At 46.7% G+C, this 15,542-nt stretch carries 15 protein-coding genes, 1 tRNA gene and 1 pseudogene; 9 read left to right on the top strand and 8 right to left on the bottom strand.

Annotation, left to right across the window (positions count from 1 at the left end; translation table 11 throughout):
- Nucleotides 1-216: 216 nt before the first annotated feature.
- The 3 genes from QUA25_RS24780 to QUA25_RS24770 all read left to right on the top strand — a co-directional run bounded on the left by QUA25_RS24780 (nt 217) and on the right by QUA25_RS24770 (nt 2,786).
- Nucleotides 217-1,488 (top strand): FAD-dependent hydroxylase, encoded by a 1,272-nt coding sequence (locus QUA25_RS24780; protein ID WP_333041943.1) that lies wholly within the window; start codon nt 217-219, stop codon nt 1,486-1,488.
- A gap of 339 nt (nt 1,489-1,827) precedes the next feature.
- Nucleotides 1,828-2,505, top strand: coding sequence for a DNA-binding response regulator (locus tag QUA25_RS24775; RefSeq protein WP_333041941.1), 678 nt, complete (start codon nt 1,828-1,830; stop codon nt 2,503-2,505).
- A gap of 80 nt (nt 2,506-2,585) precedes the next feature.
- Complete coding sequence (locus QUA25_RS24770; RefSeq protein WP_333041939.1) at nt 2,586-2,786, top strand: hypothetical protein; 201 nt, start codon at nt 2,586-2,588, stop codon at nt 2,784-2,786.
- A 125-nt stretch (nt 2,787-2,911) separates the two neighbouring features.
- On the opposite strand, the gene QUA25_RS24765 is transcribed toward QUA25_RS24770, so the two are convergent.
- From QUA25_RS24765 to QUA25_RS24750, 4 genes and pseudogenes are all read right to left on the bottom strand, one after another.
- The gene (locus QUA25_RS24765) at nt 2,912-3,727 is read right to left on the bottom strand and encodes a sulfite exporter TauE/SafE family protein (RefSeq protein WP_333041938.1); all 816 of its coding nucleotides are present in this window, start codon (nt 3,725-3,727) and stop codon (nt 2,912-2,914) included.
- A 132-nt stretch (nt 3,728-3,859) separates the two neighbouring features.
- Complete coding sequence (locus QUA25_RS24760; RefSeq protein ID WP_333041937.1) at nt 3,860-4,774, bottom strand: 3-keto-5-aminohexanoate cleavage protein; 915 nt, start codon at nt 4,772-4,774, stop codon at nt 3,860-3,862.
- 196 nt (nt 4,775-4,970) lie between these two features.
- A pseudogene (locus QUA25_RS24755) lies at nt 4,971-5,187 on the bottom strand (helix-turn-helix domain-containing protein).
- Nucleotides 5,188-5,377: 190 nt separating this feature from the next.
- Nucleotides 5,378-5,461: transfer RNA gene (locus tag QUA25_RS24750), tRNA-Leu, on the bottom strand.
- A 228-nt stretch (nt 5,462-5,689) separates the two neighbouring features.
- Here QUA25_RS24750 and accC point away from each other — a divergent pair.
- Nucleotides 5,690-7,042, top strand: a complete 1,353-nt coding sequence (gene accC, locus QUA25_RS24745) for an acetyl-CoA carboxylase biotin carboxylase subunit (RefSeq protein ID WP_333041935.1) — start codon at nt 5,690-5,692, stop codon at nt 7,040-7,042.
- A gap of 95 nt (nt 7,043-7,137) precedes the next feature.
- Here the strand turns inward: accC and QUA25_RS24740 are convergent, their stop codons facing one another.
- Entirely contained in the window at nt 7,138-7,422 is a 285-nt protein-coding gene (locus tag QUA25_RS24740) for a YggT family protein (RefSeq protein ID WP_190736140.1), read from the bottom strand.
- 124 nt (nt 7,423-7,546) lie between these two features.
- Here QUA25_RS24740 and psbX point away from each other — a divergent pair, with 124 nt between their 5' ends.
- The 5 genes from psbX to QUA25_RS24715 all read left to right on the top strand — a co-directional run bounded on the left by psbX (nt 7,547) and on the right by QUA25_RS24715 (nt 12,653).
- On the top strand, nt 7,547-7,666 hold the full coding sequence (psbX, locus tag QUA25_RS24735; RefSeq protein ID WP_333041933.1) for a photosystem II reaction center X protein: 120 nt from the start codon (nt 7,547-7,549) through the stop codon (nt 7,664-7,666).
- Between the two features lie 281 nt (nt 7,667-7,947).
- Nucleotides 7,948-8,760, top strand: a complete 813-nt coding sequence (locus QUA25_RS24730; RefSeq protein WP_333041931.1) for a Ycf66 family protein — start codon at nt 7,948-7,950, stop codon at nt 8,758-8,760.
- A gap of 352 nt (nt 8,761-9,112) precedes the next feature.
- The gene (locus QUA25_RS24725; RefSeq protein WP_333041928.1) at nt 9,113-10,237 is read left to right on the top strand and encodes a redoxin domain-containing protein; all 1,125 of its coding nucleotides are present in this window, start codon (nt 9,113-9,115) and stop codon (nt 10,235-10,237) included.
- Nucleotides 10,238-10,347: 110 nt separating this feature from the next.
- A complete protein-coding gene (locus QUA25_RS24720; protein WP_333041926.1) occupies nt 10,348-11,799 on the top strand; it encodes a DVUA0089 family protein in 1,452 nt (483 codons plus the stop codon).
- Nucleotides 11,800-12,035: 236 nt separating this feature from the next.
- The gene (locus QUA25_RS24715) at nt 12,036-12,653 is read left to right on the top strand and encodes a pre-peptidase C-terminal domain-containing protein (protein WP_333041924.1); all 618 of its coding nucleotides are present in this window, start codon (nt 12,036-12,038) and stop codon (nt 12,651-12,653) included.
- A 205-nt stretch (nt 12,654-12,858) separates the two neighbouring features.
- On the opposite strand, the gene QUA25_RS24710 is transcribed toward QUA25_RS24715, so the two are convergent.
- From QUA25_RS24710 to QUA25_RS24700, 3 genes are all read right to left on the bottom strand, one after another.
- Entirely contained in the window at nt 12,859-13,911 is a 1,053-nt protein-coding gene (locus QUA25_RS24710; RefSeq protein WP_333041922.1) for a leucine-rich repeat domain-containing protein, read from the bottom strand.
- Nucleotides 13,912-14,045: 134 nt separating this feature from the next.
- Nucleotides 14,046-14,234, bottom strand: a complete 189-nt coding sequence (locus tag QUA25_RS24705) for a chlorophyll a/b-binding protein (protein ID WP_006634850.1) — start codon at nt 14,232-14,234, stop codon at nt 14,046-14,048.
- A gap of 94 nt (nt 14,235-14,328) precedes the next feature.
- Nucleotides 14,329-15,345, bottom strand: coding sequence for a succinate dehydrogenase/fumarate reductase iron-sulfur subunit (locus tag QUA25_RS24700; RefSeq protein WP_333041919.1), 1,017 nt, complete (start codon nt 15,343-15,345; stop codon nt 14,329-14,331).
- Between the last annotated feature and the right edge of the window lie 197 nt (nt 15,346-15,542).

The following is a 15,542-nucleotide window of genomic DNA, read 5'->3' as shown; positions in this document are numbered from 1 at the left end:
GCAGCACTCCCTGAACTCTCTCAAAGTAGCAGTCCTACAACCTAGATGGCAACTTCGTTTGAGGTGCGCTTACCCTGTTAATCATAAATTTCTCAACCTCTCCCCGTCTCCCCATCTCCCCATCTCCCGTCTCCGTCGCTCGATCGCCCTAAATCGAAATAATTCTTTACAATAACAAAGTAACAATCCAATTAACTTTGACAAAATCCCTTGAAAATGCCTGTAAACCAACTTTCTCTAACCACAGCCTCCACGCAAACACCGACACTCGACTTTGACATAGCCATCGTCGGAGGCGGCATAGTCGGGGCCACCTTAGCCAGCGCCTTAAAAGATTCTGGCTTAAAAATAGCAATAATTGAAACCCAACTCCCCGCCGCCGCCGCAGCCAAAAAACAAGCCTATGCAATCACCCTGCTATCAGGAATGATCTTAGAAGGTATCGGCGTGTGGCAGCAAATCTTGCCGCAAATCACCACCTTCGAGCAAATTAGCCTCTGCGACGGCGACTATCCAGGCGTCGTCGAATTCCACCGCCCGGATTTGGGAAATACTGGCAAATTGCCCGTACCAAAAGCAGCTTTAGGTTACGTTGGCGAGCACGGAGTCATGCTGTCAGCTTTGCAAGAATCTTTGGCAAAAAACCCGAATTTTAGTTGGGTTTGTCCGGCGGAAGTAGTCGAGGTAAAATATTTAACCGATTGCGCCGAAATAGAAGTCAAACAAAACGGCGAAACTCGGACAATTCGCACCAAATTATTAGTCGCCGCCGACGGTTCGCGATCGCGCATCCGCACCGAAGCCAATATCAGCACTCGCGGCTGGAAATACTGGCAATCCTGCGTTGCTATCACTATTAAAGCAGAAAAACCGCACAATGATATCGCTTTTGAGCGCTTTTGGCCGAGCGGCCCGATGGGAGTCTTACCATTACCGGGGAACCGCTGTCAAGTAGTTTGGACAGCACCCCACGCGGAAGCTAAAGCTTTGCAACAAATGGATGAAACAGAGTTTTTGACTTTGTTGGAACAGCGCACGGGCGGGCTTTTAGGGCGTTTGGAATTGGAAAGCGATCGCTTTTTGTTTCCGGTGCAGTTAATGCAGAGCGATCGCTACGTTTTGCCCAGATTAGCACTAATTGGCGACGCGGCCCACTGCTGCCATCCCGTCGGCGGCCAGGGATTAAATATGGGCATTCGAGACGCTGGGGCGATCGCCCAAATCTTGCAGCAAGCGCACCAAAAAGGCGAAGATATCGGCGATTTACGAGTATTAAAACGGTATCACAACTGGCGGAAAAAAGAGAATTTAATCGTGTTAGGATTTACCGATTTTCTAGACAGATTATTTTCCAATACTTGGCTGCCAATTGTGGCATTTCGCCGCTTTGGATTGTGGTGTTTGCGGACAATTCCCCCAGTGAGGTTTTTAGCCTTGCGGCTGATGACAGGCTTGATGGGGCGGCCGCCAGAATTAGCGCAAAATTAGAATAAACCGGGTTTTTTCCTATGTTGCTTGTACTCTAGCGGTGTTGCCACATCCGCCAGGGGTTTCAACCCCTGGCTAATAGCGAAAGTCGGTTGAAACCGACTGAAAATCTGAGATAAAAATGAAAAACTCTTTAGTCCTCTTTAAGAGGACTTTTGCTATGAGACAGGGGTTTCAACCCCTGGCGGACTATCGGGCTAACCGAGGTTTCTCGCCACTCGCACCATCAAATAAACCGGGTTTTTTCCTCAATCTTTGCAATGTTACGAAGTTGGTCGCAAAAACGCGGTACAATGATCGACTCAGCTTGAACCCAGCCCTGACGGCAATAGAAAAACCATGCAGCCCGAACAAGAACAAGAAATTCTCAACCTGCGCGATCGCCAATTAACGCCCAAACAAATTGCCCGAAAGTTAGGATTGAAAGCATCCGAAGTCACTACCTTTCTTCAATCTCATGCAGAACAAACAGCCCTCGCTAGCGCCGAAAAAGGAGAGTTATTGCCCGTTGCTCAATGTCTCGTGGATGTAAATTTTGCGAAGGTATTGTTGGGGAATGAAACCTCTGAAACGAGCGGTTTGGGTTTAGTGGTGGTTACCCGTTCCAAGGGATACAATCGTTTTGTTACAGCCTCTTATTTGATCGACTACTGGTGTTTGGGAGTTAAGGATACCATTCCGCCACGTAACTTCAACGATAGCCAATATAAAAATTTCGTTCAGCTTTGTTACTCGCAGTTTATGCAAGAGTACCAGGAGATTAGTTTAGAGCAAGCACAAGCCCTGGTTTGGGGTGCGATCGCTTATGCCAAAATATTAGGTTTTGAACCGCATCGCGATTTCGAGCAGTCGAAGGCTCATTTAGGAGAATCAACCAGCGAAATTGGCTTGAAATTCGGTCGCAATGGAAAACCTTGTTATATTGAAGGGCCTCACGATAATACAAGGAAAATTATCAATACGCTTAAAAACTCTGTGGGAGAGGGTAATTTCGATTACTTGTTCGGGATGGGGTAGAAATTGATACGGGGGAGCGTCAACCGCCAAACCACCAATCATGGTAAAATAAACATCGGTGTTACGGACAACTCCCCACAATGGAAGAAACCCGCGCCAAAGCTTATCGGCAATTGATTGAGACACTCCTGAATTGCCCCAAAGGTGAAGAACCGCAGATATTACAGGCTAACTTAGAATTGGTAGATTCGGGGTTGCTGCAAGCTTGCGAGGTAGTAGCAGAAAACCTGGCAGAGGAAGGTCAGAAAAATCACGCGCTGCGACCTGTTAGATTGAAATAGCCAATTTTAGATAGCGACGCACCTCATTTACCTAAAAAAGGCTATAATAGCAATCGTTCCAGCGATTAAGAACCTCCCGAATATCTTGGCGGTTGCTATCGCTAAAAAGTGCTGTATGTTGAAACTTACAGAGCCCAAGCTTGTAACGACATATAGCCCGCTAAAACAATCAACAACCCGGTAAATAGAAATCTGACTAATTTATCTGACAATTTTGGCAACAGCCTAGCACCAAAATTTGCGCCAAATAACGATCCCAAACCCAGCATTAATCCTGGTACTATCAATACATTACTAGAATCGGCGATTACATAACGACTGACCGCCCATAATGAAATTAATACAATAGCTCCGTAGCTGGTTTGTACAGATTCTTTAATGGGCATTTTAAGAAACAGAACTTGCAGGGGAACCATCACAATCCCTCCACCTACTCCAAACAAACCCGATAAAACTCCAGCTATCAGTCCAATGCCTTGAGTTTTTAAAATTAGCGCTGTTGAATTTACCGACGATTCAGAAAAATCAAGTTTTGCTGCTTTTTTCTCTTGTTTTTGAAGGTGCTTTTTCAAGTTGATCAGCCAGATTGCAGTTATCTGGAGAGCAGCAAAACTCAATAACAGCCATTTACTAGGTAAAGCATTAGCAATGGCAACTCCTATTTCAGTTGTTAGCATTGCCGGGAATGTTAATAAGGAAACCGTTTCAATTTTAAGTGAGTTCATTTTCCAATTCTGGATTGTTCCAGAAAGTGCGCCAAGGCTAATTGCAACTAAGCTCGTTGCAACAGACTGAATAGGTGACGCGCCAATTGCTGCAAGGGCTGGAACATAAAGTAAGCCGCCTCCAATACCAAGGAGAGCAGAAATAATTCCAACAATTATGCCAATCGGCAACAAATGTAACACACCTAAAATACTGCTAACACTTACTTGTGTCATGGTAAAAATTATGAAGAAAGAGGGTAGTGGGCATCTCAATTCGCGCTTCATTACAGGAGTTTTGACACGAAGGCTGGAAACCAGATTCTGTCGAGGCAAATTCTGGAAACTTAGCTTAAAATGAGCGAACCGTCAGAATGAGTGCTGTGGCTGCTGTTGCATCGCAAGAATTTGGCGAGCTTGCTCAGGTGTTGCGATGGGATGCCCTAATTTTTCGCAAATACCTCTTAAATTCGCCACTAATTCTGCATTTGATTTCGCTTTTTGCCCTTTACGGACATAGGTTTCGTCCTCAAATCCTGTGCGAATATGCCCCCCAAGTAGAATAGCTTGTTCTGCTATAAAATAGTTATATCGACTGCCAACACCCAATGCTGTCCAGTGACATTGTTCTGGCAATTGCTTAACCATGTACTCCAGATTTTGAGATGTCGCTCCAATCCCTGAATAACTTCCTAAAATTAGGAGGAAATGAAGCGGCTCTCTTAAGATACCTTTTTCCAGCAATTCTAAGGCTACTCGGATATCTCCCAGATCGTAAATATCGCATCTAGGGCTCAGCCCTAAACTGTAAATACGCTCAATCTGCTCTCTTACATCATGTGGCGGGTTTAGGATGATTGTTTTTTCATCAATATTCCGTGTTGACAGGTTGAGCGCACACATCTCTGGCTTGAGTTCAGGCTTATTGCCCCACATTGCAGAAGATATTTTCACCAGATTACCCCGTTCAACTTTTTCTGGTACTTGTGCTAACCTGTCTGTCCCACGTGGGGTGATTTCGATTAGCGGAGTAGGAACAATTTGTTTTAGCTTAGAAATAGCTTCATAATATCGCTCTGGATCGAGAGATTCTTCGCCATTATCGCCACGAACATGGAGGTGTATAATCGCAGCTCCATGTTCAACTGCTTCTTGAGCAGATTTTGCTTGTTCTTCTGGCGTTAACGGAACAGGAGCTATTTCCCTAGTAGTGCGATGACCAGTGATGGCACAGGTGATAATTACGGGTTGCTTAGCCATATTATTTAAATAACGATAGCCCATCTGGACTCCGCAACGGTACTGCGACTATACCATTAGGTTAGTGGCACGGCGAATAAATAGTGGGGATTTCGATCGCCCTTCCCAAACTGATAATTATTCTACTGCGGGAAGAAGTTCGATCGCACTTCCTGGTAAGAACCCTCGATCGACAAAACCACTTAATATAAAACAACTGCCGACACTCGGTACTGGCTGTTCATTCTTTGACAACATCCATCAACTCTTCAATCAAAACATCGAGCGTGCGAGCTATTTTTTGAATAGATGTGATATCAACCGTTGCTAGTCCTTCCGATCGAGCATAGTGCCTGACAGTGCTGTACGGAACGAACCTCCGATCGATCGGCAACATCCTTTAGCGTCCATCCTTTTTCGTCAGCCAACTCTCGGATTCGGAACCTAACTAACCCCATTTTACTTGACAAACGATAAGTATCTATCTTTTTAATTTAAACACAATAGTCGATCGACAGCTAAAGAATGCTTAGTTCTATCGAGTTTTCGAGAATCCCATCTAAAACTTGATCGACTTTCTAAAAAAACCACTCAATATAAAACAACTGCCGACAGCAAAAACTGTCAACAGTTGTTTTATATATTCAATGCGGATGGCGAGACTCGAACTCGCAAGGACATAATGCCACACGCACCTCAAGCGTGCGCGTATACCAATTCCGCCACATCCGCTCTTTCTGGCAATCTCCGGGATTTTTGCGTTACGAGTTAAAGATTCACAGGTTGAGGTTCCTGACATTTAACTTGTGACTTGCCCTTTTGCACCGCCGATTTACAATCATAGCACCACTACCAGCAAAATGTAAAATAAATTTTTGTGAACAATTTCTGGAAAACGATTATCCAGAACATACCGAAAGGCATTATTGTACAGAATATTGAGTGAATTAAGCAGCGAAGATGGGGTTCTCGAAAATTTTAATCGCTAATCGGGGAGAAATAGCTCTCCGCATATTGCGGACCTGCGAGGAAATGGGGATTGCCACGGTCGCCGTTCACTCCACCGTAGATAAACACGCCTTGCACGTCCAGTTGGCAGACGAAGCCGTTTGCATCGGCCCCCCCACCAGCAGCAAAAGCTATTTAAACATCCCCAACATCATCGCGGCCGCCCTGACGCGCAACGCCGCAGCCATTCACCCCGGTTACGGCTTCCTGGCGGAAAACGCCCGATTTGCCGAAATCTGCGCCGACCATCAAATTACCTTCATCGGGCCGTCTCCGGCAGCAATGCGGGCGATGGGCGACAAATCCACCGCCAAAGAAACCATGCAGCGGGTGAAAGTCCCCACTGTTCCCGGTAGCGAGGGATTGCTGGCGGACGATCGCGAAGCTTTGTCGATCGCCCGCGACATCGGCTATCCTGTGATGATCAAAGCCACAGCCGGCGGTGGAGGCCGCGGCATGAGGCTAGTTAGAGAAGCATCCGAACTCCCCAAACTATTCTCAGCAGCCCAAGGCGAAGCCGATGCAGCCTTCGGCAACCCCGGACTTTACCTCGAAAAATTCATCGAAAAACCCCGGCACATCGAAATCCAAATCCTCGCCGACAACTACGGTAACGTCATCCACCTCGGCGAGAGAGATTGTTCGATTCAGCGCCGACATCAGAAACTCCTCGAAGAAGCCCCCAGCCCAGCCCTCAGCCAGAAACTGCGAGATCAAATGGGTCACGCCGCCATTGCCGCCGCCAAATCCATCAACTATACGGGTGCGGGTACTGTCGAATTTTTGCTTGACAAATCAGGCAAGTTCTACTTCATGGAAATGAACACTCGCATCCAAGTAGAACATCCCGTCACCGAGATGATTACAGGCCTCGACTTGATAGCCGAACAAATTCGCATCGCCCAAGGAGAAAAACTGCAAATCAAACAAAACCAAGTAATTCTCAACGGCCACGCCATCGAGTGCCGCATCAATGCTGAAGATCCCGATCGCAATTTCCGACCCCACCCCGGCATAATCAGCGGTTATTTGCCTCCCGGTGGCCCCGGCGTGCGGATGGACTCTCACGTTTACACCGATTACGAAATACCCGCTTACTACGATTCTTTAATCGGTAAAGTAATTGTATGGGGGCGCGATCGACCGACAGCCATCCGCAGGATGAAACGGGCCTTGCGGGAATGCGCCATCACCGGCGTTCCTACCACCCTTAGCTTCCACCAAAAAATTCTCGATTCCCCCGAGTTTCTCAGCGGCGAAGTTTACACCAATTTTGTCGAACAGTTCTTGAACAATAGTCAGTAGTCAGTAGTCAGTTGGCAGTTGGTGGCAACTAATCCATGCCCGATGCCCGATGCCCGATGCCCGATGCCCGATGCCCGATGCCCGCCAACTGACTCTTACATCATCATTGTCAGGATTCCTTGCTGACCGAGAATCATTTCTCGCAACAAGCTACAGATACCCACCCAAATAATCGGCGTAATGTCCACCCCGCCGATCGGCGGTACAATCTTTCTAGTTACGGCTAAAAAAGGTTCCGTCGGCCAAGCAATCAGACTCAACGGCAACTTGCTCAGGTTCACCTCGGGATACCAAGTCAGGACGATCCGAAAAATAAACAGCAAAGTCATCACGACTAGGACAGAGCCCAGAATCCAACTTGCAACGGTAATACCAGTCATGGGTCTTATCTCGAAATTTTAAGTTTTGTTAAGTCTGCCATTCATAATTTTAACCGTTTGACAGGTGCGATCGAAAGTATAAAATTAATAAAAATCAAATTGTTGTAACAAAGGCTTTGAATCTATGACTCCTTCTCTCGCGAACTTTTTGTACAGCCTGCTGGTGGGCGTGACAGTGGTAGTGATTCCAGCAACGATCGCCCTGATCTTCATCAGCCAAAAAGACAAAATCAAGCGCACCTAAAAAGTCAGCGGGTTTCTAAGTCCGGCGCTGTAAGTCAATTGTGGGCTACAAGTCGGGCATTTCCCCGATTCGAGAAACCTCGGCTGCCAGCAACTGTCAAGGCAAAACCTTCAGTTGACTGCCAAGCTGAGGTTTTTTCCCGTTAAACTCATTATTATACTCACTTCCCAAGCTGAAACCCTGACCGGACGCTGCCCCAGAAAGCACAGTCGGGCTGACAGACTTAATGATAGATGTAAAATCTAACTCGCTAACATAGGAAAGACATAGGAGATAGGCTAATGGTCAATTTAGGATTGAACTGGAGCAGCCTGTTAGGGATCATCCTAGCAGTAGCAGGGGCAGGACTGTATTTTCTGCGATCGTGGCGTCCCAAACTAGCCCGAGACCACGATATTTTTTTTGCAGCAGTCGGCCTGCTGTGCGGCGGTATTCTGTTATTTCAAGGATGGCGGCTTGACCCAATTCTGGCATTCGGTCAATTTCTGCTCACCGGTTCCGCCATATTTTTTGCAGCAGAAAGCATTAAATTGCGAGGAGCGACCACAGCCCAAGCCAAAACTCGCGCCCAATACATAGATGAAGACCGACCGGTCAGCAACGCCTACGGTTACGACGGCTACGATGCCGACATGGAACAGCTAGAACCAGAGGAAGACTATCCGCAGCGTCCCCGGATTAGAGGCAGCCAAGACTACCGTTCGTCCCGGGAAGCCTACGACGACGAACCCCGCCGCCGCCCCTCGAATCGCAACGGCAGCGTTAACACCTCCAGGCCTGAGTCGCCGGATCGATCGTCGTCTCGCAAACGTCCCTCTCGCCCAGAAGCCCCGCCTGCCCAAGAGTCTGACAACTGGGACGTTTCAGACAACCCCGAAGAAAGACCGACCCGCAGCCGCAGCAGTCGCCCCCCGGCTTCGGAAAACCGCAGTTCCGATACGCCGCCGAGAACCAAAAAACCCCGTCCTACGGAATCATCCAGGTCTCGCCCCAGCAACCGCGACGTGGAAGCACCGCCGTCAGATTACGTGGAGTATCGACCTGTAGAATACCCGGAAGACCAACCGGATAATTCCCCCAGTTTCGACAAATAGGCAAACACTAAGTAGATGGGTGAAACTAAACTTTTCTCGTGCCCGCAGGCAAAAAAATAAGTTGCGTTTATTGATGCCCATCTACTTATTCTCAGATATGAAAGTGATTAAAAAGACTCTAAATTTCGAGGGTGAAACCCCAAACCAACGGAGATATACACAAATAATATCAAATCCGTTAGCATCGGAATAGTAAATTCGAGTCAACAGTCAACAGTCAACATCATTGCGGTGTAACCGGAAATGATATAAAAGCTAATTTTTTTTTAAATTATTTTGACATACCGAATTTGTGGAACTAATCGACAGCATAATAATCTAAATATAAAATCCCCAATCTTAAATCAGCAAGATGCCATTACTCGAAATAGGAGATCCGGCTCCCTGGTTTTCCATTCCTTCTACAAATAACCCCTTATTTCATTTCCCGACTGTTGGCGGCCGGCGAGTCGTCCTGTTTTTCTTTGCCAGCGCAGCTTTTGAACAAATCCAAGTTATCCTCAAAAGCTTTCAAGAGCTCTCAGAAGAATTCCGAAGCTTGCAAGTACCGAGGTTCGGAGTCAGCGTTGACCCAGCAGACAAAGAACTAAACAGACCAACAACAATTGCTCCGTCATTCATCTTTTTCTGGGACTTAGATAAAAAAGTCAGTCAGCAGTACGCTGTTTTCCGAGATGTCGAAGAAAATGGAGTTGCCGGAGTTCACTATGCACCACAAACTTTTGTTCTCAACGAAAACCTTCAGGTAATTAATATTTTGCCCATGGGCGAACCGCACCAACACGCCCAACAAGTATTAGATTTTCTCAAAACTTTGCCCCCCATTGAGGAAGCCCGAGCGGCCACTCGCCACGCCCCGGTGTTGGTAATTCCTAACGTTTTGGACAAAGCATCTTGCCGCAGTTTAATAGATATGTACAAAAGTCACGGTGGCAGTCCTTCCGGCTTTATGAGACAAATAGGCGGGAAAACAGTTGGCCTGCACGACGACACTTTTAAGAAGCGCCGAGATTTCTTTATTCAAGACGAGGATTTCCAGCGACAATTGAATGCGATTATTCTGCGCCGGGTGCGGCCGGAAGTAGAGAAAGCTTTTCAGTTTACAATTACCAGGTTTGAACGGTATTTGATAGGTTGTTACGATGCTGACAGCGGCGGTTATTTTCGGCCGCACCGCGACAACACTAGCAAAGCTACGTTGCACCGTAGGTTTGCTATGACGCTAAACTTGAATGTGGGAGAGTACACGGGGGGATTTTTACGGTTTCCAGAGTACGCGCCGCACGGTTATAAAGGCGATTCTGGCACGGCGATTATTTTTTCGTGTTCTTTGCTGCATGAAGCCACTGCCGTGATTAGTGGTCAGCGCTTTGCTTTGCTGTCTTTTTTCTACGGCAATGAGGACGCTGCGCTACGAGAAGCTAATTTTAAGTATTTAGCCGCTGATTCAGATTCCCGAATGGGAGAACCGGCGTGAGGCAGGTCACTACCGTGGTGCAAGTCCTAAAATAATTAGAGAAGGTAGTTAGCGGTTAGCCACAAAACCTAATTCCTAGCTACCGATCGCTAAATACTAAATCGATCGCCATGAATTTCAAACTTCTAAGTTTAGCAGTATCGGGAATTTTAACGGTTGGGGTTGCAACCAGCGCTACTGCGGTTGTTACGACATCCCCTGTGCGGCAATCAACAGATTTAACGGAATTTAACTCGGTGCATTCCCAGGGCGCGATCGCCCAAAATGTCGAAGAACAAACCAATATTCGAGTCTACGAAAAGGCCAGTCCGGCGGTTGTTACAGTCGATACAGATAAATCTAACGGCAGTGGCACAATTATCAGCCCCGACGGCATGGTGTTAACCAACGCCCACGTTGTGTCCGCCGGCGGTACCGTCAATATCATTTTGTCAGACGGCAGAAAACTGGTCGCCGATGTCATCGGATTCGGTGAAGAAGGTCTAGACTTAGCCGTGGTGAAGATTCGCGGTCAAAACAATTTGCCCACCATTCCTTTAGCCCGTCCCGGTTCGGTGAAAGTCGGGCAACAAGCATTTGCGATCGGCAATCCATTCGGTCAATTTCAAGGTACTTTTACAGTCGGAATCGTCAGCCGCATCGACCAGCAGCGGGGCTTAATTCAAACCGACGCCGCCATCAATCCCGGCAATTCAGGAGGCCCTCTTCTCAACAGTTCAGGAGAATTAATCGGCGTCAATACTTCTATTTTTACTCGCGGTCGGGGCGGTGGCAGTATCGGTATCGGTTTTGCAATTTCAGCAGACAAAGTACCAGCTTTCCTGACAGCCGTGCGAGAAGGGCGAGCCCCCCGCGTGGCTCAAGCTCGATCGCCCTTTGGTGGCAACAAATCACCTCAAAAAGTTGCGTTAAACGGGCCCGCCGTTAGCGGCCTCCTCACCGACAAGTCTAGCGTTCTGCCCACCGACAACAGCTTTTTTGACCTCTACTCCTTTGAGGGAAAAGCGGGCCAGCAAATCACAATAGAAATGAAAAGTCAAGAAATTGACCCTTATTTAATTTTGCTCGGGCCCAACCAGCGCGAAATCGCGCAAGACGATGACGGGGCAGGCAGTAAAGACGCCAGAATTACAGTCAGGCTGCCAGCAGACGGGACTTACACGTTAGTGGCAAATTCATACCAAGCTAAGCAGTCAGGGGCTTATACGTTACAACTGAAAGCGAGTGCTCCTACCGCGCCTTCTCGGGCGATTTTGCAAGAAGAAGGCGCTTTAGTCGCAGGCGGCCCAGTATTGCCGTCTGACAACAGTCTGTATCGCGAGTATACTTTTGAAGGTCGATCGGGTCAGTCTGTAGCCATTTCCCTCGAAAGTACAGATTTCGATCCCTATGTCGCTATCTTTGACCCTAACGGCCGATTAGTGGCAGAAAATGACGATGAGAGCGATTCGACTAAAAATGCGTTTCTGACCGTTACTTTGCCCGCTACGGGTCGCTATCGCGTAATTGTCAATGCTTACGATGCTTCTGGCAGGGGCCGTTACACTCTAACTGTCCGGTGAAAATTGGGAAAAAGGTAATTGGTAATCGGGAATTGGTAATTAGTCGAATTATTCTGCTTCCTGCTTCCTGCTTACGTGCATCCATTAAATCCGTTACAGAATCCGTTGCCGAACTTGCTTCCTACATCCGTTAAATTCGTTACAGAATCCGTTGCCGAACTTCCTTCCTACATCCGTTAAATCCGTTACAGAATCCGTTGCCGAACTTCCTTCTTCGTTGCAAACCGAGGTAATTCATGCGTCAAGTTAGATTTTGGGCGATCGCGCCAATTGCTCTGGTAGCTACTTTTTCTGGCAAGCCGGCTCTGTCCTTGTCACTTTCAAATTCAGGTGTTGCTAACAGCAGTTCCACCCTGATTTCCGCAGAATTTCCTCAAAATTTAACTGATGCGAAGCCTGCTGAAAAGGGTGTTTTAGCTCAAGCAAGTCCCAACCCGTCGCCATCACCACAAAGTTCGCCAACTCAGAGCCCCACTGTAGAACCTCCACCGAGTCCTGATGCGGGTTCATCTAAAGTCATTTTAGAGCAAAACGGAGAACTCAGCCCTGCTAAGTCTTCTGTACTGCCCTCGGACAGCAGTTTGTACGACGAGTATACCTTTGAAGGCACTCAGGGTCAAAAAGTGATTATTACCGTAGAAAGTAGCGAATTTGATACTTATCTCGCTATTTTTAACTCCCAGGGCGAGCTACTTGGAGAAAATGATGATGCAACGCAGCAAAATTCCAATTCAGAGCTTACTGTTACCTTGTCTGCCAACGGTCGCTATCGCGTCATTGTCAATGCTTACGATCCGCCTCCAAAAGGTAGAGGCAAGTACAGTTTGACCGTCCGTGAAACAACTCGAAATTAGTTTGAACGAAACTTCGGAGTCAGGGCACGGCATTGCCGTGTCCCTATAATTTAAGGACGATCGCACTACAAGTAACTGCGATCGACCGAATTACTTCTACAACACCCTGTTTTCGATACCGATGCAGTAAATTCATGTGTTTGTCTGCACCTATAAATGTCATAATCTTGTACTTCTAATTTTCGGAAGTCTAAAGTTTTGGCATTTAATTTCTGCGTTCCCAATCACAGATAAACTCTGGCTTGAGAGGGCAAGTTTTGGGAGCGATCGGATTTCCGCTGAGGAAGAGATCGGTCAGGTTAGTTAACGATTGCAAGGCTTTGATGTCGCTGATTTGATTGTTGTAGAGGTAGAGCTGAGTCAGGTTAGTTAACGATTGCAAGGCTTTGATGTCGCTGATTTGATTGTTGTGGAGGTAGAGTCCAGTCAGATTAGTCAAGGATTCTAGCGGTTTGATGTTGTTGATTTGATTTTTGCTGAGGTTGAGCGCAGTCAGGTTAGTCAGGGATTCTAGCGGTTTGATGTCATTGATTTGATTGTCGTAGAGGTAGAGCGCAGTCAGGTTAGTCAAGGATTGTAATGGTTTGATGTCGTTGATTTGATTACCGTAGAGGTCGAGTTCAGTCAGATTAGTCAAGGATTGCAATGGTTTGATTTCGCTGATTTGATTGTCGCTGAGATAGAGATGAGTCAGTTTAGTCAACGATTCTAGCGGTTTGATGTCGCTGATTTTATTGCCGTAGAGGTCGAGTTCAGTCAGATTAGTCAAGGATTGCAATGGTTTGAGGTCGCTGATTTGATTGTCGCTGAGATAGAGATGAGTTAGTTTAGTCAAGGGTTCTAGCGGTTTGATGTCGCTGATTTTATTGTTGTTGAGGTTTAGCTCGGTCAGGTTAATCAAGGATTGCAATAGTTTGATGTCGCTGATTTTATTGTTGTTGAGGTTTAGCTCGGTCAGGTTAATCAAGGATTGCAATGGTTTGATGTCGCTGATTTGATTTTTATCGAGGGCAAGTTTCGTGAGACTGAAAAGTTCTCGCTCTGCCGCATCGCACTCAGTAGTCCCTGCTTTCTTCAACAGCACCTCGACAGTATGTTTAGCTTCAGGAATCAAAGAAGCCCGCTGGCGACACCAATCAGCAAATGTTCGTCCACTGTTTCCCGGTTGCGGTTCGGAGAGTAAGGCGGAAGATCCATTTCCGCATGATGCTAGGACGATCGCACTACCAGTAAGCGCGATCGACTTTGGTACATTCATGTGTTATCTGAAACTAGAAAAGTCATAATTTTGCATTTTTTATTTGATAAACTGTATTTTAAATAACTCTTAAAAGTAGAAGGGAAGTTGAAAGAGCTATAAATTTTCAACTTCCCTTCTTGATTTAGATTAATTTAACGAAAACCCAGCCAGGTAAAAAAATCCTGGCGGGTGAAGAATTCTAGCAGCAAAAGTCCCACGAATCCCACCATCGCAAATCTGCCGTTGATTTGTTCTGCATAGGCATTCCACCCAAAGGCTGGTTCTGGTTTTGGGGTATTTGGGGTTGTCGGTTTTGGGGAGGGAGGAGTTTTAGCAGTCATTTAAAAGTTTTGAGTTTTGAGTTTTGAGTAATGACTTTTGGGAAGCTTTGCGATCGCACAACTTGTAATTTACCAGGAAAATGACAGCCGATCACTAATCTGCTGACTTTTCTAAACTTTGAACCGATTCGATCAGATTTCGCACGGTTTCAGTACCTTCTGAAGGTTCAAAGAACAGTGGGAACTTGCCGCGAGCGATCATTCTCAAACCCAAGGGGCCCAGACTCAGCAAACCTTTAACGTCGCGGAAGTAGTTTCCTACTACTTCGATGCCAAATTTGCGCTCGTCTATCCAGCCGCCTTCTTTGACGAGATCGATTAAAACTTTGCGGTGGCGGATTGATCGACTTGCTTGGTCGTCTTTGCGATCGAGAATCTCTTGTTTAATCTTACCAATTTGATCCATCGGCGCGACTTCCATCGGGCAAACCGAGTTGCAGTAATAACAGCGGGTGCATCCCCAGACGCCTGCGGTGCCTTCGTTGTATTTTTCGATCCGATTTTCGGTTTCGCTGTCGCGCGAGTCGGCGATCGTGCGGTAAGCTTTGGCGAGGGCGTGGGGGCCGACAAATTCCTGGTTGACTTCGCGGGCGTTGCACTCCGAATAGCAAGCGCCGCAGAGGATGCAGTTGCCAGTTTGGTCGAGTTTCGATCGCTCTTCTGGAGTTTGCAGAAATTCGCGTTCTGGAATTGCTCGCGAGGCTGTGCTCACATAGGGTTCAACTGCTTCTAGGTTGTCCCAAAAACTGGTCATGTCAACAACCAAATCTTTAATTACCGGCATATTTCCCATTGGGGCGACGGTGATTTCTGGGATGAAATCGGCCGGCTTTTCTGCTGAGCTGGAATCCGCTATTTTTTGCAGTCTTGCGAGTTCGCTGGCGACATTTTCTTTGCAAGCTAATGCCGCTCGACCGTTAATTCGCATAGAACAACTGCCGCAAATTGTATTGCGACAATTTTTGCGAAAAGCTAAAGTGCCGTCGTGTTCCCACTTAATACTGTTGAGGCAGTCGAGGATAGTATTGCTCTCTTCAACGTCTAGGGTGTAAGTGTGAACCCGGGGAGCCTCGTTTTGATTTTGGCGGACTACGTTAAAGCGGACTTTCATATTTTGAGTGAGGAATTTAGTTTCTATTTTAAGCTGAATTTTCGGGTTCTGTAAAAAGCTCTTATTTTTTTAAACCACTATCTAAAGTAAGAGATTTAAGCAGTTTTATTATTGTTTAATAAGAGGCAATAAGTCCAAAGTCATAAATTCTAAATTATAACTTTTTTTAGCGGATTTTTTGAGATGTTAAGTGGAGA

This window comes from Microcoleus sp. Pol17C6, assembly GCF_036701145.1.
Classification (GTDB): domain Bacteria; phylum Cyanobacteriota; class Cyanobacteriia; order Cyanobacteriales; family Microcoleaceae; genus Microcoleus.
This window is presented reverse-complemented; position numbering and strand designations above follow the sequence as displayed.

Excerpts from the sequence above, each read along its gene's own strand:
- QUA25_RS24780 (WP_333041943.1), top strand. The coding sequence starts at position 217 with ATGCCTGTAAACCAACTTTCTCTAACCACAGCCTCCACGCAAACACCG.
- QUA25_RS24775 (WP_333041941.1), top strand. The coding sequence starts at position 1,828 with ATGCAGCCCGAACAAGAACAAGAAATTCTCAACCTGCGCGATCGCCAA.
- QUA25_RS24770 (WP_333041939.1), top strand. The coding sequence starts at position 2,586 with ATGGAAGAAACCCGCGCCAAAGCTTATCGGCAATTGATTGAGACACTC.
- QUA25_RS24765 (WP_333041938.1), bottom strand. The coding sequence starts at position 3,727 with ATGACACAAGTAAGTGTTAGCAGTATTTTAGGTGTGTTACATTTGTTG.
- QUA25_RS24760 (WP_333041937.1), bottom strand. The coding sequence starts at position 4,774 with ATGGGCTATCGTTATTTAAATAATATGGCTAAGCAACCCGTAATTATC.
- accC (WP_333041935.1), top strand. The coding sequence starts at position 5,690 with ATGGGGTTCTCGAAAATTTTAATCGCTAATCGGGGAGAAATAGCTCTC.
- QUA25_RS24740 (WP_190736140.1), bottom strand. The coding sequence starts at position 7,422 with ATGACTGGTATTACCGTTGCAAGTTGGATTCTGGGCTCTGTCCTAGTC.
- psbX (WP_333041933.1), top strand. The coding sequence starts at position 7,547 with ATGACTCCTTCTCTCGCGAACTTTTTGTACAGCCTGCTGGTGGGCGTG.
- QUA25_RS24730 (WP_333041931.1), top strand. The coding sequence starts at position 7,948 with ATGGTCAATTTAGGATTGAACTGGAGCAGCCTGTTAGGGATCATCCTA.
- QUA25_RS24725 (WP_333041928.1), top strand. The coding sequence starts at position 9,113 with ATGCCATTACTCGAAATAGGAGATCCGGCTCCCTGGTTTTCCATTCCT.
- QUA25_RS24720 (WP_333041926.1), top strand. The coding sequence starts at position 10,348 with ATGAATTTCAAACTTCTAAGTTTAGCAGTATCGGGAATTTTAACGGTT.
- QUA25_RS24715 (WP_333041924.1), top strand. The coding sequence starts at position 12,036 with ATGCGTCAAGTTAGATTTTGGGCGATCGCGCCAATTGCTCTGGTAGCT.
- QUA25_RS24710 (WP_333041922.1), bottom strand. The coding sequence starts at position 13,911 with ATGAATGTACCAAAGTCGATCGCGCTTACTGGTAGTGCGATCGTCCTA.
- QUA25_RS24705 (WP_006634850.1), bottom strand. The coding sequence starts at position 14,234 with ATGACTGCTAAAACTCCTCCCTCCCCAAAACCGACAACCCCAAATACC.
- QUA25_RS24700 (WP_333041919.1), bottom strand. The coding sequence starts at position 15,345 with ATGAAAGTCCGCTTTAACGTAGTCCGCCAAAATCAAAACGAGGCTCCC.